Origin of the sequence: Calderihabitans maritimus (assembly GCF_002207765.1) — a bacterium.
GTDB lineage: Bacteria > Bacillota > KKC1 > Calderihabitantales > Calderihabitantaceae > Calderihabitans > Calderihabitans maritimus.
This window is the reverse complement of sequence record NZ_BDGJ01000168.1, coordinates 1-19018: the sequence shown is the minus strand read 5'-3', so window position 1 is coordinate 19018 and position 19018 is coordinate 1. Positions and strand designations below refer to the sequence as shown.

The following is a 19018-nucleotide window of genomic DNA, read 5'->3' as shown; positions in this document are numbered from 1 at the left end:
AAAAAGAAAGCGAGGATGAAAAGTGGCTGAATTGAGCGCGAATAGAGTAATTTCTATCAACATTGAAGAAGAAATGAAAAAATCCTATATTGACTACGCTATGAGCGTTATAGTAGGACGAGCCCTTCCCGACGTCAGGGATGGATTAAAGCCTGTTCACCGGAGAATACTCTACGCCATGTATGAAGCAGGTATGACACCTGATAAACCTCATAAAAAGTCGGCTCGAGTGGTAGGTGACGTTTTAGCGCGTTATCATCCCCATGGTGACGCTGCAGTTTATGATACGCTCGTTAGACTGGCACAGGATTTTTCTACCCGCTATCCTTTAATCGATGGTCATGGAAACTTTGGTTCTATTGACGGCGATTCCGCAGCTGCCATGCGCTATACGGAAGCACGTATGTCCAAAATCGCCATGGAAATGCTGCGGGACATAAACAAAGAAACTGTAGATTTTGTTCCTAATTATGATGAAACTTTGAAAGAACCGGTAATATTACCGGCTAAAGTACCTAACTTACTAATAAATGGTTCATCAGGAATTGCAGTGGGAATGGCTACTAATATACCACCTCATAATCTGGCTGAAGTAATTGACGGATTGGTAATGTTAATTGACGCACCGGAAACAAGTGTCGATGAATTAATGAAAAAAGTAAAAGGCCCTGATTTTCCCACGGGCGGTATCATCGTGGGAAGGCAGGGAATTAAGGAGGCCTATACTACCGGTCGCGGCACCATAAAAGTTCGGGCCAAGGCGAAAATTGAGCATGGAGAGAACGGTAAGAGCCAAATAATTATAACTGAAATACCGTATCAGGTTAATAAGGCAAAATTAATTGAAAAAATTGCTCATTTGGCTAGAGAAAAGAAAATAGATGGTATAGCTGACCTGAGGGATGAATCTGATAGAACGGGTCTTCGAATAGTTATTGAGTTACGTCGCGATAGTAACCCTCGGGTGTTATTAAATCAATTATATAAACATACTCAAATGCAAGAAACTTTTGGTATTATCATGCTGGCTTTGGTCGATGGAGAACCAAAAGTACTCAACCTCAAACAAATCATGGAACATTATCTCGATCATCAGAAAGAAGTGATAACCCGCCGCAGCCGCTATGAACTCAGGAAGGCAGAGGAGAGGGCTCACATTGTAGAAGGGCTGAGAACAGCCTTAAATCATTTAGATGCCGTTATCAAGACCATTAGGCAATCACCCAACGCGGAAGAAGCAAAGGTTCGTTTGATGAATAATTTTAAATTAAGTGATAAGCAGGCACAAGCTATTCTAGATATGAGACTACAACGTTTAACGGCTTTGGAAAGACAAAAATTAGAAGAAGAATATAAGGAATTAATAAAACAGATAGCTTATTATACGGAATTGCTGGCGAATGAGCGTATGATTATGAATGTGGTGAAAGAAGAGCTGCTGCAGATTAAGGAAAAGTATGCCGATCCTCGCAGGACTCAAATAACACTCGAAGAAGAAACGTTGGATATAGAAGATCTTATTGCCGATGAAGACATGGTTATAACTATTACCCATCGGGGTTACATTAAAAGGCTGCCGCTGGCAACTTATCGCAGTCAGCGAAGAGGCGGCAGAGGTATAACTGCTCTGACTACCCGTGAGGAAGATTTTGTTGAACATTTATTTGTCACTACTACTCACCATTATCTCCTCTTCTTTACCAATAAGGGAAAGGTCTATCGGCTGAAGGTGTATGAAATCCCGGAGGCGGGAAGACAGGCCAAGGGTACGGCGATAGTAAACTTGCTCAACCTGCAACCGGAGGAATGGATTACGGCAGTTATTCCCATTAAGGATTTTGAACAAGAAGGCTATCTATTTATGGCTACCAAAAAAGGTATAGTAAAAAAGACCAGCCTCCAGGAGTATGCGTCCAGCAGGAGAGATGGAATTATAGCCTTGACCCTGGAAGAAAACGATGAATTAATCGGAGTCAAGCTCACTAACGGTGAGGAAGAGATTCTGTTGGGTACTTCCCAGGGCATGGTAATTCGTTTTGCTGAAGATGAAGTAAGAGCAATGGGCCGGACGGCTCGCGGAGTGAGAGGAATAACTCTTATGCCGGAGGATACGGTAGTCAGTATGGACTGTATCCGCGATGGACAAGACTTAATGGTGATTACGGAAAAAGGTTTTGGCAAACGTACACCTCTCAAGGACTACCGGGTTCAAGGGCGAGGTGGAAAAGGAATAATAACCTTAAAGCGAACGCCGCGTAATGGTGCTTTGGTAGCTATTAGAGTAGTAAGAGAAGAAGATGAATTAATGATGATTACCGCTGAAGGCAACATAATTCGCATGGCGGTCAAGGACATTCCCCGTATGGGTAGGATAACCCAGGGAGTCACTCTGATGCGTTTAGCGGATGATGACAAAGTTGTAGCCATGGCTAAAGTAGTAGCTAGAGACAACGGTGATGAGTAGATTCTTGCTATACTGAAAGGGTTACTTTTGGCTTGTTTTAGGGGATGAATTATAGTAGAATAATGTAATGAATGTTTAGTAAGTTAACTGTCTTGGTCAGTTTATTTATTTTATTTTTTGGGAGGATCCAGTATTATGGCAGAAAAAGGGACATGGACGGTGAAAAAAGGCTTAGCTGAAATGTTAAAAGGCGGCGTAATTATGGACGTGACTACGCCCGAACAGGCCAAAATAGCTGAGGAAGCAGGAGCTTGCGCGGTTATGGCTCTGGAAAGGGTGCCGGCGGACATCAGAGCGGCCGGGGGAGTGGCCAGAATGGCTGACCCCAAAGTGATCCTGGAAATTATGGATGCCGTAACCATACCGGTAATGGCAAAGGCCAGAATAGGGCACTTCGTAGAGGCCCAGATCTTAGAAGCGCTGGGGGTAGATTATATCGATGAGAGTGAGGTTTTAACGCCGGCTGATGAAGATTATCATATTGACAAACATGCTTTCAAAGTACCCTTCGTATGTGGCGCTCGTAATTTAGGAGAAGCCTTAAGACGGATAGGCGAAGGGGCGGCCATGATCAGGACTAAAGGGGAACCGGGAACAGGTAACGTAGTTGAGGCAGTAAGGCATATGCGCCGGATGATGGACGAAATAAGAAGTTTACAAAATATGCCCAGAGAGGAACTCATGACGGCTGCTAAAAAACTGGGAGCTCCATACGAGCTGGTAGTGCAGGTAGCTGAATTGGGTAGACTACCGGTAGTGAATTTCGCTGCCGGAGGAATTGCCACCCCTGCAGATGCAGCTTTAATGATGCAGTTAGGGGCTGATGGAGTTTTCGTAGGTTCCGGAATCTTTAAGTCTAAAAATCCGGCAGCCAGAGCTAAAGCAATAGTAGCGGCAGTAACTCATTATAATGATCCTCAGATTTTGGCAGAGGTTTCTAAGGATCTGGGAGAAGCTATGCCGGGATTGGAAATAGCTTCAATTCCTGAACATGAACGAATGCAGGAACGCGGCTGGTAAAGGGTGGAATGTTTAATGCTGATAGGAGTTCTGGCATTACAGGGAGCATTTAGAGAACACCGAATGGCTATAAAGGAATGTGGTGTTGACAGTATAGAAGTGCGAAAAAGACAAGAATTGGAGCAGGTTGATGGACTTATCATTCCCGGTGGCGAGAGCACTACCATGGGCAGGCTTTTAATTGATTACGATCTTATGGAGCCTATTCAGAAGAAAGCAGCAGCAGGAATGCCTATATACGGAACTTGTGCCGGATTAGTACTTTTAGCAAAGGAAATTGAAGGGAGCAATCAGCCTCGTTTAGGTTTAATGGAAATGGAAGTTAAAAGAAATGCTTTTGGTAGGCAGGTAGATAGTTTTGAAGCAGACTTACAGATTCCGGCCTTGGGAGATACACCTTTTCGAGGAGTTTTTATCCGGGCGCCATATATAACCCGGGTGGGGCCGGAAATCGAGGTGTTGGCTAAATATGACGATAAAATAATATTTGCCCGTCAAGGGCAGTTTCTTGCTAGCGCATTTCATCCGGAACTGACGAAAGATTTAAGAATCCATAAATATTTCTTAAAAATGGTCGAGGAAGCCACATCCACCTAACGGTGGATGTTTTTTTGTTTAACCCATTTTATACTGCATAACCTAATAGTAAAACCAGTAGGGAGGATACAACAGTGGACTTTCTTCAGCAAAGTGTCGAGATCATTAAGGAGAGCCAATCGAAGTACGGTAGTTTCCCTGCTTCACCAAATTTCAAAACCTATCAGTATTGCTGGCTACGGGACGGTACTTTTATAGCTTATGCCTTAGATCTGGTAGGAGAACATGAAAGATCCGAGCGCTTCTATAATTGGGTTGATAGCACCTTAAAGCGTTATTCATATAAATATAAAAACCTGATAGAAAAACAGCTGCGCAAAGAAATTATCGGTACGGATGAATATTTTCATACTCGTTACACCTTGGCCGGTGAAGAAGGGCAAGAACCATGGGGGAATTTCCAGTTAGATGGTTACGGAACTTACCTATGGGGTTTATCACAGCATATACGGTTGGCGGGAAAAAATCCAATTCTCTGGGTGACTAGCATTGAGACGGTAATCGACTATCTTTTGAAATTCTGGTGGGTACCATGTTTTGACTGTTGGGAAGAAAATGAAAATTGGGTACATCCTTCTACTTTAGGTTGTATTTATGGAGGCCTTAAGGAAATAATTATTGATTTTGATTATAAAAAAGATCTCGTTAATAATGTCTTAATACAAATCAAGGAAAAAATACTCACGGAGTATGTTGAAGATGGCCATTTTGTAAAGTTGCCGGGATCTTCAGAAGTTGATGCCAATCTTTTGTGGTTGAGTGTTCCTTTTGGTGTAATCGAGCCGCAGCACCCTCTTATGCGCAGAACAGTTGAAAAAATCGAAGAAGATTTAACCGATGGAGGGGTGAAAAGATATCGCACGGACACGTACTATGGGGGAGGGCAATGGGTGTTATTAACTGCGTGGCTGGGCTGGTACTATTGTAAAGTAGGTGAATGGAACAAAGCTAAAAGGTGCCTGAAATGGGTTGAAGATCAATTTGATGGCGAAGGAAGATTACCTGAACAGGTACCTTATTGTCTTAATTCGGAAGAACATTACTGGAAATGGGTTAACAAATGGGGACCCATTGCCAAACCTTTACTCTGGTCCCACGCCATGTACATTATTTTAAAACTAGCTGTTATGAAGGCCTAAAAATTTTTTAAAAACAGGTTGATTTTTTAGTAGCAGTATTGTAATATAATTAGCAAAACTTGATTGTTCTTAATAGTACAAACACGATGAAAGGGAAAGTAACCAGCAAGGTTGTCTACAGAGAGCTGGTGGTCGGTGCAAACCAGTGCGCCTGCTGGTGAAAGGCACCCTGGAGTGGGCGGCGAAAAATTAGCCTGATGGCTAAATTAAGTCGTTCCGGTTATGTCCGTTACGCATACAGAGAGGGACAGGCTATTTATGTCCTGTCCAAGAAGGGTGGCACCGCGGGAAGGAAAATCCTCTCGTCCCTGATTGAATTAGTCGGGTGATGAGAGGTTTTATTTTTAATGTTTGAACAATGGTGTAAGGGAGGTTTACTATGCGAGAAGATCAAATTTTCTTATTGCCTGGGCCGACACCGGTTCCCCCACAGTCTTTGAGGTCCATGAGCTCACCTATGATAAATCACCGGGGCCCGGCCTTCAAAGAGATTTTAGAAGAGGTAACTCCTCAAATACAGAAGATCATGGAGACAAAAAATGATGTGTTTATTTTAACCGCTTCGGGTACCGGCGGGATGGAAGCAGCGGTGGCTAACTTCACTTCTCCGGGGGATAAGGTTTTGGTGGCTTCCATAGGTTCATTTGGAGAAAGGTTTAAGAAAATTTGTGAACGTTACGGAACGGTCGTAGATTTTATTGATTTTCCCTGGGGGACGGCTATTGATCCGGAAGTAATCAGGGAGAAGTTAAATAAGGATAAGAAGCGGGAAATTAAAGCCATCTTTTTACAGCACAATGAAACTTCGACCGGGGTTATTAACGATCTTAAAGCTGTGAGCGAGGCGAGAGGTGAACATCCAGCTCTACTCATAGTTGATGCCGTCAGCGGACTTGCAGCCGGGGAATTGAAGACAGATGCTTGGAATTTGGATGTAGTTATAAGTGGTTCCCAGAAGGCCTTCATGATTCCTCCGGGGCTGGCTATGATCAGTGTTAGTCAACGAGCGTGGGAAGTGGCCCAAAAGAGCACCAATCCGGTTTTCTACTTCGATTTAAAACAGTATAAGGAGTTTTTGTCCAAAGGACAAACACCTTGGACTCCGGCTATTTCTCTCTTTTATGCTCTAAAAGAATCGCTTCAGCTAATGTTGGAGGAGGGGCTTGATAATATACTGAAACGGCACCGTTTACATAGGGATATGGTCAGGGCCGGGGTTAAAGCTATAGGTCTGGAATTGCTGGCTTCAGATGAAGTAGCTTCTCCTGCCGTAACTGCGGTAATTGCACCGGAGGGAATCCAGGTTAACGCTATCAGAAGCCTTATGCAGAATAAATATAACGTGGCTTTAGCCGGTGGACAAGGCAAGCTAAAAAACAAGATTTTCCGTATCGGTCATTTGGGTTATGTTAAGCCTACTGATATTTTTGCCGCGTTGGCTTCCCTGGAATTAGTATTAACTGAACTAGGGTTGAAAGTTGATTTGGGTGTAGGGGTACGAGCTGCTCAGAGAGTATTACTGGAAAGGAGTGGGGAAAATGCGCATACTAGTCAGTGATTCTATTTCAGAAAAAGGGATAGAAATTTTGAGGAAAGAAGGAGGTTATCAGGTCGACGTTAAAACCAAACTTTCGGAAGACGAGTTGGTAGACATCATAGGCGATTATCACGCTTTAGTCGTTAGAAGTCAGACCAAGGTTACCCGGAGAATTATCGAAAGTGCCAGGCAGCTAAAAATTATTGGCCGAGCAGGTGTTGGTATTGACAATATTGATGTGGATGCTGCTACCGAGCGGGGTATAGTGGTGGTTAATGCTCCGGAAGGGAATACCGTGGCTGCTACGGAGCATACCATTGCCATGATGTTAGCCCTGGCCAGAAACATTCCTCAGGCCAACCAGTTGCTTAAGAACGGTAAGTGGGAACGAAAGAAATTTTTAGGGGTGGAACTGCGCGGTAAAACTTTGGGTATCATTGGTTTGGGGAAAATAGGAAGTGGCGTGGCAAAAAGGGCTAAAGCCATGGAAATGAAAGTGCTGGCCTATGACCCCTTTATTTCTGAAGACCGAGCCCAAAGGCTGGGGGTAGAACTGGTAGACTTTGACCGGATTATAAAGGAGTCCGACTTCATAACCGTACATCTTCCTTTGACCAAAGAAACTTACCATATGATCAGTTGGCAACAATTTGAAGCTATGAAACCAGGGGTACGAATTTGCAACGTAGCCCGCGGAGGTATAGTTGACGAGGAAGCTCTTTACGAGGCGCTCAAGTCCGGAAAGGTAGCAGGCGCAGCCATAGACGTGTTTGAACAGGAACCTCTAACCGAAAGTCCCTTATTTGAACTGGACAACGTTATTGTTACGCCTCATTTAGGTGCTTCAACGGAGGAAGCTCAAGTCAATGTGGCCGTAGAAGTGGCGTATGATATTATTGCCGGCTTAAGGGGCGAACCCGTTAAAAATGCGGTCAATATTCCTTCTATCAAACCGGAGTTATTGAAAGTTATACAACCATATGTTGACTTGGTGGAAAAGCTAGGTAAATTTATATCCCAGGTTTCGGAAGGACATATTAAGCAGGTAGAAATAAAGTATAACGGCGAAATGGCTCAGTATGACGTAACGTCTCTCACTAATACGTTTTTGAAAGGGTTACTGAGGCCGGTATTAAAGGATGCTGTAAACTATGTAAATGCTCCCTTGATAGCCAAAAACCGGGGTATCAAAGTGTATGAGAGCAAATCGGTAGAGTTAGAAGACTATGCAAATTTGATTACCGTCAAGGTAACTACCGATAAATGCGAAAAGTCGGTTGCCGGTACTCTTTTTGGGAAAAATGAACCGCGCATTGTTCGTATTGACGGCTACACCGTTGATGCAGTTCCGGAAGGACATATGCTGGTGATACCCCATATTGACAAACCTAGAATCATTGGTCCGGTAGGCAACCTGATCGGAGCTCTTGATGTAAATATTGCCGGAATGCAGGTCGGTAGAAAGGTAATTGGAGGCAAAGCAGTAATGTTTTTGAATATAGATGCCCCTGTACCGGAAGAAACGTTGAAGGAAATTGCAAAAATAGATGGAATTTTAGACGTGAAGTACGTACATCTCTAAAAGAGACAATTTGCATGAAGATCGTATACCTTTTATAATAAAAGGAAAAATATAGATTAAACACGGTGAAGGGAACTAGTAGGCGGGAGGCTGTTTGAACAGAGAGCCGGTGTGTTTGGTGCGAACCGGTAACAGCTCCTGTTGAATCCCTCCCTGAGTGGCAGGCCGAAGCCTCCGGTAGTTTTTACGGAGTGGTAAGCTGCGACGGGGCCAGGTCCGTTATAGCCTGGTAAAGAGGGTTACCTTCCTCGCCAAGAGGTGGGTAGCCAATTGGGGTGGTACCGCGAGAGAGCCTCTCGTCCCTAAGTTTTTTGGTGGCGAGGGGCTGTTGTTTTGTAAGAAAAATTTTGTTGGGGGGATTTAGATGTTAGATTTAAAATTTGTCAGGAATAATCCTACCCTAGTAGAAGAAGGTTTGAGAAAAAGAGGCATTCAGATGAGCCTGGACGAATTTCTTGACTTGGACAACAGGAGAAGAGAGCTCTTGTTTCAAGTGGAACAGCTTAAAAAGAAGCGAAACGAAGTTTCGCAAGAGATAGGAAAACTGAAAAAGGCAGGGGCTGATGCTGAAAACTTAGTAGTGGAAATGCGGGAAGTATCCCAAACTATTAAAAACTTAGATGAAGAAGTAAAGAAAGTAGAAGGTGAAATTTATAATTATTTACTGAACATACCCAATCTCCCTCATGAAACGGTTCCGGAAGGTGCTAACGAGGAGGATAATGTAGAAGTTCGCCGCTGGGGAGAAATTTCACAGTTTCCCTTTAAGCCTAAGCCTCATTGGGAAATTGCTGAAAACCTGGACATTATTGATTTTTCTCGCGGAGCCAAAGTGGCTGGAGCTCGTTTCGTTTTCTATAAGGGGTTAGGAGCAAAGCTTGAAAGAGCGCTTATCAATTTCATGCTGGACCTGCATACAAACGAACACGGGTATATAGAGGTTTTTCCTCCCTTTTTGGTTAACCGGGAAAGCATGATTGGTACCGGACAATTACCGAAGTTTGCGGAAGATATGTTTCAGGTGGCAAAAACGGATTACTATCTGATTCCTACGGCCGAAGTTCCTGTGACCAACCTGTATAGCAATGAGATACTAGATGAAGACATGCTTCCCATATATCATGTAGCTTACAGTGCATGCTTTCGGGCAGAAGCGGGTGCTCACGGCAGGGATACCAGAGGGTTGATAAGGCAGCACCAGTTTAATAAAGTGGAACTGGTCAAGTTTACCAGGCCTGAAGAATCTTATGAGGAACTGGAAAAACTGACTCGTAACGCGGAAAGAGTGCTTCAGTTATTGGGGTTACCTTACCGGGTAGTAAATTTGTGCAGTGGCGATCTAGGCTTTTCCGCCGCCAAAACTTACGACTTAGAGGTATGGCTTCCCAGTTTTAGTGAATACCGGGAAATTTCTTCTTGTAGTAACTTTGAAGATTACCAAGCTCGTAGGGCTAATATTCGATATAGACCCAAAGGGAAAGGCAAACCTCAATACGTTCATACTCTTAACGGATCTGGAATAGCAGTAGGACGCACAGTAGCTGCTATTTTAGAAAACTACCAGCAGGAGGATGGTTCAGTAATTATACCGGAGGTACTACGCCCCTACATGAACGGGTTGGAAGTAATAAGGAAAAAAATATCTTAGGCCTTTTAATTGACAGGGCAGAATTGCTTGTGCTATACTCAAAGTTGAATCTTTATAGGAGGCAGGAAAAGTTCACTTCCTGTTTGGGAGGGGTGTCCGAGTGGCTTAAGGAGCTGGTCTTGAAAACCAGTGACTCCTCCGGGAGCCGTGGGTTCGAATCCCACCCCCTCCGCCAGATTCCAAGATAAGGATGGGAACAAGAAAGTAAAAAATTTGATTTTTCTAGTAGCCTATTGTATAATAAATAATGCGCTTCATAAAGACTGCCTTTAAGAGTTTGCGGAGAGATGGCCGAGTAGGTCGAAGGCGGTCGCCTGCTAAGCGATTGTACAGGTTTAAAGCCTGTACCGTGGGTTCGAATCCCACTCTCTCCGCCATGTGCGCCCGTAGCTCAATCGGATAGAGTAACTGACTACGAATCAGGAGGTTGGAGGTTCGAGTCCTCCCGGGCGCGCCAACCTTTTTATTATTAAAAAAATACTAGCAGAAGAAATGTGCGCCCGTAGCTCAGTAGGATAGAGCAGCGGTTTCCTAAACCGCGTGTCGGTGGTTCGAGTCCTCCCGGGCGCACCAATTTACCCGAGGGTGAAGTCGTAATTGCTGGTGGTGTAATATGGAGTGAAACACCGGGAATATATGCAGCAGGCTTTAGTGGAAGCGGAGAAAGCCTTTGCTAAAGACGAAGTTCCTATTGGGGCAGTAATCACCTATGGAGACAAAATTATTGCCCGAGCACACAATTTAAAAGAAAGTAAAAAGAACCCGGTGGCTCACGCTGAAATACTGGCTATTCAAGAAGCTGCTGCTGCCATTGGTAGTTGGAGGCTAACAGGTTGCTCTTTGTATGTAACCCTGGAACCCTGTCCCATGTGTACAGGGGCTATGGTGCAAGCCAGAATCAGTCGGTTGATTTACGGAGCAGCCGATCCTAAGGCGGGAGCAGTAGATTCGGTAATTAACCTAGCTAACCACCCTCGCTTAAACCATCAAATAGAAGTTATAGCCGGTGTGATGGAAGAAGAAAGCCGGGATATTCTTAAGCGGTTTTTTGCCAAATTAAGATAAACGAATAATTTTACTTAAGGTGGAGAGATGGCTGAGTCTGGTTGAAGGCGCTCGACTCGAAATCGAGTAGGCGGGTTAAAAGCTCGCCTCGTGGGTTCGAATCCCACTCTCTCCGCCAGATTTTGAGAGTAATCAGGGCATATAATGGCCATAAAATAAGAGATACTAAGTGGGAGAACCAGATTGCGGAGAGATGGCTGAGTCTGGTTGAAGGCGCTCGCCTGGAGAGCGAGTAGACGGGTCACAAACCCGTCTCGTGGGTTCGAATCCCACTCTCTCCGCCATGGAAAACTCAGTGGCCAGCAGCCAGAGAGCAGCTGGCCATTTTAATAAAATTTGATTTCAAGAATTTAGTTTTGGCCGTGCTAGACGGGGCGGTAGCGGTGCCTTGTAACCCGCAATCCGCTATAGCGGGGTCGAAGCCTGCTTGAGGGTTTGGCCTGTGAGGCCTGCCCCCTGTAAGTGGCGAGGATGGCTGGGTCCTGCGCAACAAGAGCTCATGAACCCCGTCAGGTCCGGAAGGAAGCAGCGGTAAGTGATGCTTCTTGTGTGCCGCAGGGTCGCCTGGTCAGAGTTAACTGCAGGGGTAACGCTTGGAGGTCAAATTCGAAGGCAGGTGCACGGCCAATTTATTTTTTAATTTGAGGTTATTCAAGTAAGAATAATCTTTTTTTATGGAAATTTTATAGAAAAAGGATTAGCAGAAAAAAGAGAGAAATTATATTCCGAGGTGGGGTTTTTATGGGTTATCTGGCTTTATACCGGCAGTGGAGACCTCAAACCTTCCGGGAGATAGTTGGCCAAGAACATGTTACCAAAACGCTGCAAAACGCCTTAGTAGCCAAGCGCATTTCTCATGCTTATCTTTTTTGTGGTCCTCGGGGTACAGGGAAGACCAGTACAGCTAAAGTGCTGGCTAAAGCGGTAAATTGTCAGGAAAGAACGGAAGGAGAACCCTGTAATCGTTGTTTTATGTGTAAACGTATTACTGAGGGAAGTTCTATGGATGTTATTGAAATAGATGCTGCCTCTAACAGGGGAATTGACGAAATCAGGGATTTGCGCGAAAAGGTGAAATTTGCTCCTACGGAAGGGAAGTATAAAGTATATATTGTTGATGAAGTACATATGTTAACTACCGAAGCTTTTAACGCTTTGTTAAAAACCTTGGAGGAACCACCCGCTCATGTAATTTTTATTTTAGCAACCACTGAACCCCACAAAATTCCTTTAACAATTTTATCCCGCTGTCAACGCTTCGATTTTCACCGGGTAAGCAACCAGCTTATTATGGACCAAGTATCTCGGATTGTAAAGGCATATCAGATTGAGATAACCCCAGAAGCATTGAATTTAATTGCCCGGGCAGCCTCAGGCGGATTAAGAGATGCTTTAAGTATTTTGGATCAGTGTATGGCCTTTTGCAGTAATAAGATAGAAGAAGAGGATGTAGCTGAATTGATCGGCAGCGCCGGGGAAAGTTTTCTGTTTGCGCTAGTTGATACAATTATACAGCAGCGGCCAGGAGAAGCCTTAAAGTTGCTGGATGAAGTTTTACAGAAAGGCAAGGACCCTCGGCTTCTACTATGGGATTTATTAGAGCATCTTCGCAATCTTCTGGTAACCAAAGTCTCTCAGAATCCTTCAGCCCTGATTATTTCCACCGAGGAAATGATGACTAAAATTAGGGAGCAGGCAGAAAAGTTTTCCTTGACCCAATTGTTTGAGCTAATTGATGTATTCCGTCAGTATGAAGCAGAAATAAAATGGAGTAATCAGCCCCGCCTGTTGGTGGAATTAGCCATAATAAAAGGTATTAAGAACGTAGGGGAGGTAGAAGGTGCGGTTAGCACCTCGCCGAAAATCAAATCCAGTCCGGGGAAAGGGGTTGAATCCAACTCCGGTATAAAAGAGAATCCACAAACTCTAACGTTTGCTGAAATTAAACAAAGATGGCCTGAAGTTTTGGAGGTAGTCCGCAAAACCAAAATTACTGTTTATGCCTTTTTAATAGAAGGGAAAGTACAAGAATTAAAAGGTAACACCGTCCTGGTGGGGTTTAATCAAGACTGTACTTTTCACAAGGAGAAATTGGAAGAAAAAGAAAACAGAGAGCTAATTGAAAAAGTGTTGTACAGAGTGTTTGGGCGTAATTTGACGTTACAATGTATAACTATCAATAGCGATAAACCTCAGAGAGAGAGTAAAAAGTCTTCCGAAGATGATCAGTTGGTACAAAAAGCTCTAGAGCTTTTTGGCGGGAGCTTAGTTGAGATTAAAGATTAAAATTAACAAGGGGGATTTTAGCAGTATGGGAATGGGTAAAATGATGAAACAAATACAGAAAATGCAGGCTCAAATGGCTAAGTTGCAAGAGGAGTTAGAGGAGAAAACGGTTGAGGCTAGCTCAGGAGGAGGAGCGGTTAAGGTAGTGGTCAACGGCAAACAGGAGTTGGTATCTATAAAAATACAGCCTGATGCAGTCAATGCAGAAGATACTGAAATTTTAGAGGATTTAATTATGGCTGCCGTTAATGAAGGTTTACGGAAGGCGCAGGAAATGGTAGCGGCAGAAATGAGTAAAATAACAGGTGGAATGAAATTACCAGGTCTGTTTTAGGGGCTGACCAACATGATATATTTTGCCGACCCGTTGGCCAAATTAATCAACGAGCTAAATAAATTGCCGGGTATTGGACCTAAAACAGCTCAAAGGCTGGCCTTTCACCTGTTAAATTCTCCCAAGGAGGAAGTTATATCTCTGGCTAATGCGTTAATAGAGGCTAAAGAAAAAATCAGTTATTGTTCAATATGCAGCAACTTGACCGACATGGACCCCTGCTGGATATGCAGAGATGAAACCCGTGATCAGTCAATAATTTGCGTTGTAGAAGAGGCTCGGGATGTAGTGGCTCTGGAAAAGACCAGAGAATATAAAGGATTATATCATGTGCTTCACGGTACTATTTCCCCTGTGGATGGAATAGGCCCTGAGGATCTGAAAATAAAGGAATTGTTGGATCGATTGCGGTCGGGGAAAGTAAAAGAGCTGGTATTAGCTACTAATTTAAGCATTGAAGGTGAAGCCACAGCCATGTATTTGGCCAAGCTGGTTAAACCCTTGGGAATTAAAGTTACTCGGATCGCGTATGGTTTACCAGTAGGCGGTGACCTGGAATATGCTGATGAGGTAACTTTGGGAAGAGCCTTAGAAGGCAGAAGAGAGATTGAAGGATAATTGGTAACAGCTTCTTTCGAAGCTGTTATTTTTTATCCAAATATCAAAGTTGGTATCATAATTTACTCCACGGTTAATAAGTTTAAAATAGAGAAAGTCCCCAAAGTATTGCCTGAGAGGAGGAATTCCTCATGGCAAAAACCTGGAAGTGGTGGCTTGAAGTTTTTGGCGGCAAAGGAGGGTTTGAACAAGAAACAGTTTCACCAAAGTTGCTGCCGCTCACGGAAGTGATCGAACGAGCCCATGCCGAATGGCTGGCGGCAAAAAATTTTTTTGAAGAGGTTACTGATCCCGATTTAGTAGATGAGGCTATTTATCGACTTGAGGCTACTGAAAAAAGATACATGCATTTACTGCGACAAGCCAAACAGGAACAGATATTTAAGACTTATTCCGTAAAATAGGCAGGAGGGATAAGATGGATCTATTTGCATTAGCGCTAATTTTCGTTATATTAGCACTCCTTTTTGTAACGGTTATGGTAGGACATCTGTTGATAAAACCGTTAAAAACAGTGGTAAAAGTTTTCAATAATGGATTCTATGGCTTAATTGTCTTACTGGGAGGCAATTATTTAGGATTGTTTTTTGGCATAAAAGTACCTGTTAATTTAGCAACTGTTGCGGTAACAGGTGTTCTAGGTATCCCCGGTTTCTTTTTGTTATTATTATTTCAGGTATTGTTGAAAGGATAAGATTTTTACTAAGGTTGCTTCAGGAGGCGAATTAGCCTCTTTTTATTTTTAGGGTTTAGGGCTCTTACTGATTTGTGCGCTGGAAGGGGAGAGCATTACATTGAGGATGAGCGCCAGAAAAGTAAGAGGGAGGTGGTATGTTCATCTGTAGCGGAATAATGTAGAAATGTTAGGTAACCCCCCATTTTGCTTGACGCTTTAAGTCGGTTGAAGTATACTAAACGTGTGTGATAGTAGTCATTATGATGGCTTATAGTCTTTTATTTTTATTTTTTAAGAGAAAAATGTTATGGAAAATAAGATATAATAACCTCAGGTGGTGAGGAAAATAAAACCTGACCAATCTAGGATAGTAGAAGCATACATAGGAGAATATGCTAGCGGAAAAAGCGAAAATGCGGTAAATCGTGCGGTAGAGCTTGTTCGGGAGGGACGGCGGGTTACCCTGGTTGATGTAGATATCGTGGAACCTTTTTACACGTTAAGACCCATTAAGAAAAAACTAATTGATATGGGGATAGATGTTATTACATGGGAAACTAGAGAAACTATGGGATTAGGGGAAGCAGGTTCAGGAATCAAGCCGGAAGGCCGATGGGCATTATGGCGAGAAGGCGATGTTATTCTGGATGTGGGTTATGGAGTTGCCGGGGCCAAGACACTAAATTTAATAGAAGGAGCCATGGAATCTAAAGAATTAAAAGTGTTGGTAGTTGTCAATATTGCCCGTCCTTTAACCAGTACGGTGGAAGATATTGTACAGTACGTTAAAGATTTGGGTAGGGCGGATGGACTTATTAATAATAGCCATTTAGGGGAAGAGACCACTTTGGAATTTGTGCAGGACGGAGCTCGAATAGTAACGGAAGCTGCGAAAATACTTAATTTGCCTGTGGTTGCTACAGCAGTAGAAGAAACATTGGCTCCTCTTATAGGATCCTCTGACTGTATGGGTAATCCGGTGCGAAGATTGCACCGATACATGCCCCAAACTTTTTGGTAGCGGGTAATTCAGGCTATTAACAAAAACAGGAGGTGTAATTTTATGGCAGATAAGCCTATTCAAGGAGAAAAGAAGGTATTTATGACGGGAAATGAAGTAGTGGCGTGGGCTGCATTAGCTGCCGGTGCAGAGATAATGTACGGATACCCAATTACTCCGCAAAATGAAATTATGCATTATTGGACCCGTTTAGCTCCTAAATACGGGAGAAAGTTCTTGCAAACGGAAGATGAAATTTCAGCAGGCTTCACCACTGTCGGTGGCGTGCTGGCCGGAAGAAAAGCTTTTACAGCCACGGCAGGACCAGGTAACACGCTGATGCAGGAGGCCATGTCTATGGCCGAGATGATGCGTATACCGACTGTACTGGTAGTTACCCAGAGAGGTGGACCATCTACCGCTACCGTTATATACTCGCAGCAAGAAGTGACTATGACCTGCTACGGGGGTAATGGAGAAGGATTAAGAATAGTATATTCTACAGCTTCGCATCAAGAGCTTTTTGACTACACTATCAAAGCCTTCAACACTGCCTGGAAATATCGTTTCCCTACCTTTATACTGGGTGACGGATACCAGTCCAAGATGAGGGAGTCTTTAACTATATACGATCCGGAAGCAAAAGGTATTGAATTAATACCGGCTGAGGCTTATGTAGGCAAGTCTGGGATACCAGGAATTGACAGAGATCCGGCGCACTTACGGAATACTTATAACCTTGAGGATGAACTGTACGAAGTAGTTAAAGGGCATGTGGCCGCTTATCAGAGAGTAGCACCGGAGATAGTAGAATACAAGGAGTATGATACAGACGATGCAGAGATAATTGTAGTGGCCCATGGGGTGGTTTCCCGGGCGGCTCAAGGGGCAATAAAAGTCTTGCGTCAAGAAGGAATTAAGGCGGGACATTTCCGACCGGTGACTTTGCGTCCCTTCCCGGTGGAGCAATTGCGGAAGAAGGCCGATAAAGTCCAAAAACTGTTAATTGTAGAATCGGCGGAAGGGCAGTTGAAGCGCCTGGTTACGGATGCCCTATACGGTATCACGACTCCTATAGAGACACTGCTTAAGCCCGGGGAGGGCGTAACCGTAGAAGAAATAGTAGAGAAAGTTAGGAAGTTGGATTAGTCGGGAGGAGGTATAATAATGGGAGCTGGAATCAACCCGCAAATGCCGCGTAGCTGGCGGACCGATACCAAACCACATAAATTCTGTCCGGGGTGTGGACACGGGTTAGTATTAAAAGCCTTAGGTCAAGCTATAGACGAACTGGATATTCAGGGGAAAGTAGTATTTGGCTGTGACATAGGCTGTTCCTTGCTGGCGTGGGACTTTTTCAACGTAGATACTGTTCAGACACACCACGGCCGGACTACGCCGGTACTGGTAGGTATCAAACGGGCCAATCCTGAACTCATAGGCATAGCCTACATGGGAGACGGAGGAGGATACGCTATCGGATCGCAGCACTTGGTCAACGCAGCGGCCCGGAATGACAAAGTTACTGTAATACTGGTGAATAACACCAATTACGGTATGACCGGAGGTCAGATGGCCCCCACTACTTTGCCAGGACAGAAGACTGAGACTACCCCCTATGGTAGAGACGTAGAAGAAGCAGGATATCCTACCAAAGGACCGGAGATGGTAGCGGCTATAGCCCATGAGGGTGCTTATGTTGCCAGGGGCAGTATAGCTAACCTGAGACAGTTGAAGAAATTTATCAAGAGAGCCCTGGAGAACCAAATAGCGGGCAATGGATTTTCTTTTGTAGAAGCTCTTTCGGCCTGTCCCACTAACTGGCGTACCAATGCGGCAGAAACCTGGGCCTTTGTCGAAGACCAGATGGGCAAATATTTTCCGATTGGGGAATTTAAAGTGCCTGGCGAAAAGAAGGAGGGTTAAACGATGGCCAAAGGGTCCAAGATAGCCATAGCAGGTGAAGGCGGGCAAGGAGTCCAGTCGGTGGCCATGATAATCAGTGAAGCGGCATATGAAGAAGGCAAAGAGGCCCTGTATATACCGAACTTTGGAGTAGAACAGCGGGGAGGGGTATCTGTAGCTTACGTACAGATATCTGACGAACCTATAGGTTCCCCCAAATTTAAAACGGGAGATATAGTGGTAGCACTTAGCGATCGGGCGGTTAAAAGGACGCAGAAATATGTGGGCCCCCAGACCTTGTTTGTCTATGATGCCGATATTGAAGGTATAGAAGAAGATTTGCCGAAGAATGCGCGTAAAATATTAGCTATTCCGGCCATAGAAGTAGCCAAAAATGAACTGCATCCAAGAGTTTTTAACGTTATCATTATGGGAGCGGTAATCGGAGCCACCGGTGTCGTGAGTGTTGAGAAAGCAAAAGAGGCGTTAGAGAAGAAATTAGGCTACAAATTTGAACAGGATCCCAAGCTGAGAGAACTTAATCATAAAGCGTTGGAGAGAGGAATTCAATTGGTTCAAGAACTGCTGTAATAATCTGCCTGAAAAAAAGGGGGGAGTTCTGTGACCACTTTATTTAAGGCGGTAACTTACGAAAACGGTAAAGGTAGATTTCATCTATTTCCCAACCTCTGTAAGGGTTGCGGATTATGTATAGAGAAATGTCCTGTCGACACCATTGGATGGTCCAAACAACTGGGCGTCTACGGTACACCGTCTGTGGAACCGGGCCATGGCAAGGACTGTATTGCCTGTGGTATATGTGAACTGGTATGTCCCGACTGTGCCATAATGATTGAAAAGATCAAGAATAAGTAAAGGGTAAACTTAGAGTAAACTTCTTGTAAACTTATTAGGGTACGTAACAAGTAAGGTGGGTCCTCCCTTCGAGGTGTTTTTGTTGTTGTACCACACCAATAATACCTCAGGGATACCCACCTTTTTCAATACTTTTTTCAACTTCTTAAACTTCTGTGAACGAAACTCTGGTCCATCTAGATTCGGTCCGATTTTAATTATTGACAAGAGAAGCGGGGGTGTGGTATATTAAACAATGTCGCTAAACGTCGAAGAAACAGTCAAGGAAGCA

At 44.0% G+C, this 19018-nt stretch carries 18 protein-coding genes, 6 tRNA genes, 1 other RNA gene and 2 other annotated features; all 25 genes read left to right on the top strand.

What is annotated here, in order from left to right; all coding sequences use genetic code 11:
• Window positions 1-22 precede the first annotated feature (22 nt).
• The 25 genes from gyrA (at window position 23) to KKC1_RS12175 (ending at window position 18747) form a co-directional block, all read left to right on the top strand.
• The gene (gyrA, locus tag KKC1_RS12295; RefSeq protein WP_088554733.1) at window positions 23-2464 is read left to right on the top strand and encodes a DNA gyrase subunit A; all 2442 of its coding nucleotides are present in this window, start codon (window positions 23-25) and stop codon (window positions 2462-2464) included.
• Window positions 2465-2599: 135 nt separating this feature from the next.
• Entirely contained in the window at window positions 2600-3484 is an 885-nt protein-coding gene (gene pdxS / locus KKC1_RS12290; protein ID WP_088554732.1) for a pyridoxal 5'-phosphate synthase lyase subunit PdxS, read from the top strand.
• Window positions 3485-3499: 15 nt separating this feature from the next.
• The gene (gene pdxT / locus KKC1_RS12285) at window positions 3500-4081 is read left to right on the top strand and encodes a pyridoxal 5'-phosphate synthase glutaminase subunit PdxT (RefSeq protein WP_088554731.1); all 582 of its coding nucleotides are present in this window, start codon (window positions 3500-3502) and stop codon (window positions 4079-4081) included.
• Between the two features lie 74 nt (window positions 4082-4155).
• A complete protein-coding gene (locus KKC1_RS12280) occupies window positions 4156-5220 on the top strand; it encodes a glycoside hydrolase family 15 protein (RefSeq protein WP_088554730.1) in 1065 nt (354 codons plus the stop codon).
• Window positions 5221-5297: 77 nt separating this feature from the next.
• Window positions 5298-5533 (top strand) — a binding site (T-box leader).
• Between the two features lie 66 nt (window positions 5534-5599).
• A complete protein-coding gene (locus tag KKC1_RS12275) occupies window positions 5600-6778 on the top strand; it encodes a pyridoxal-phosphate-dependent aminotransferase family protein (RefSeq protein ID WP_088554729.1) in 1179 nt (392 codons plus the stop codon).
• A complete protein-coding gene (gene serA, locus KKC1_RS12270) occupies window positions 6759-8339 on the top strand; it encodes a phosphoglycerate dehydrogenase (protein WP_088554728.1) in 1581 nt (526 codons plus the stop codon). Before KKC1_RS12275 ends, serA begins: the two co-directional genes overlap by 20 nt.
• 56 nt (window positions 8340-8395) lie before the next feature.
• Window positions 8396-8646: a binding site (T-box leader), on the top strand.
• A gap of 57 nt (window positions 8647-8703) precedes the next feature.
• Window positions 8704-9987, top strand: a complete 1284-nt coding sequence (serS, locus tag KKC1_RS12265) for a serine--tRNA ligase (RefSeq protein ID WP_088554727.1) — start codon at window positions 8704-8706, stop codon at window positions 9985-9987.
• 86 nt (window positions 9988-10073) lie between these two features.
• Window positions 10074-10162: transfer RNA gene (locus tag KKC1_RS12260), tRNA-Ser, on the top strand.
• A gap of 106 nt (window positions 10163-10268) precedes the next feature.
• A tRNA-Ser gene (locus KKC1_RS12255) sits at window positions 10269-10364 on the top strand.
• Window positions 10365-10367: 3 nt separating this feature from the next.
• Window positions 10368-10444: transfer RNA gene (locus tag KKC1_RS12250), tRNA-Arg, on the top strand.
• Between the two features lie 39 nt (window positions 10445-10483).
• A tRNA-Arg gene (locus KKC1_RS12245) sits at window positions 10484-10560 on the top strand.
• A gap of 45 nt (window positions 10561-10605) precedes the next feature.
• Window positions 10606-11052: a tRNA adenosine(34) deaminase TadA gene (gene tadA / locus KKC1_RS12240; RefSeq protein ID WP_088554726.1), complete on the top strand. Its 447-nt coding sequence runs from the start codon at window positions 10606-10608 to the stop codon at window positions 11050-11052.
• Between the two features lie 21 nt (window positions 11053-11073).
• Window positions 11074-11170: transfer RNA gene (locus KKC1_RS12235), tRNA-Ser, on the top strand.
• A gap of 69 nt (window positions 11171-11239) precedes the next feature.
• Window positions 11240-11336 (top strand) — tRNA-Ser (locus KKC1_RS12230).
• Window positions 11337-11412: 76 nt separating this feature from the next.
• An RNA gene (ffs, locus tag KKC1_RS12225) (signal recognition particle sRNA large type) lies at window positions 11413-11676 on the top strand.
• Window positions 11677-11793: 117 nt separating this feature from the next.
• On the top strand, window positions 11794-13338 hold the full coding sequence (gene dnaX / locus KKC1_RS12220; protein WP_088554725.1) for a DNA polymerase III subunit gamma/tau: 1545 nt from the start codon (window positions 11794-11796) through the stop codon (window positions 13336-13338).
• A 25-nt stretch (window positions 13339-13363) separates the two neighbouring features.
• Window positions 13364-13672 (top strand): YbaB/EbfC family nucleoid-associated protein, encoded by a 309-nt coding sequence (locus KKC1_RS12215; RefSeq protein ID WP_088554724.1) that lies wholly within the window; start codon window positions 13364-13366, stop codon window positions 13670-13672.
• A 12-nt stretch (window positions 13673-13684) separates the two neighbouring features.
• Entirely contained in the window at window positions 13685-14290 is a 606-nt protein-coding gene (gene recR / locus KKC1_RS12210; RefSeq protein WP_088554723.1) for a recombination mediator RecR, read from the top strand.
• Between the two features lie 131 nt (window positions 14291-14421).
• Window positions 14422-14694: a YaaL family protein gene (locus tag KKC1_RS12205; protein WP_088554722.1), complete on the top strand. Its 273-nt coding sequence runs from the start codon at window positions 14422-14424 to the stop codon at window positions 14692-14694.
• Between the two features lie 14 nt (window positions 14695-14708).
• Window positions 14709-14984: a pro-sigmaK processing inhibitor BofA family protein gene (locus KKC1_RS12200; RefSeq protein WP_088554721.1), complete on the top strand. Its 276-nt coding sequence runs from the start codon at window positions 14709-14711 to the stop codon at window positions 14982-14984.
• A gap of 316 nt (window positions 14985-15300) precedes the next feature.
• Window positions 15301-15987: a hypothetical protein gene (locus KKC1_RS12195; RefSeq protein WP_238134304.1), complete on the top strand. Its 687-nt coding sequence runs from the start codon at window positions 15301-15303 to the stop codon at window positions 15985-15987.
• Between the two features lie 42 nt (window positions 15988-16029).
• Window positions 16030-17115 carry a ferredoxin oxidoreductase gene (locus tag KKC1_RS12190; RefSeq protein ID WP_088554720.1) on the top strand — a complete coding sequence of 362 codons (1086 nt, stop codon included), beginning with the start codon at window positions 16030-16032 and terminating at the stop codon, window positions 17113-17115.
• Window positions 17116-17133: 18 nt separating this feature from the next.
• The gene (locus KKC1_RS12185; RefSeq protein WP_088554719.1) at window positions 17134-17892 is read left to right on the top strand and encodes a thiamine pyrophosphate-dependent enzyme; all 759 of its coding nucleotides are present in this window, start codon (window positions 17134-17136) and stop codon (window positions 17890-17892) included.
• Window positions 17893-17895: 3 nt separating this feature from the next.
• Entirely contained in the window at window positions 17896-18462 is a 567-nt protein-coding gene (locus KKC1_RS12180; RefSeq protein ID WP_088554718.1) for a 2-oxoacid:ferredoxin oxidoreductase subunit gamma family protein, read from the top strand.
• Window positions 18463-18492: 30 nt separating this feature from the next.
• Entirely contained in the window at window positions 18493-18747 is a 255-nt protein-coding gene (locus KKC1_RS12175; protein WP_088554717.1) for a 4Fe-4S dicluster domain-containing protein, read from the top strand.
• The last annotated feature ends 271 nt before the right edge of the window (window positions 18748-19018 follow it).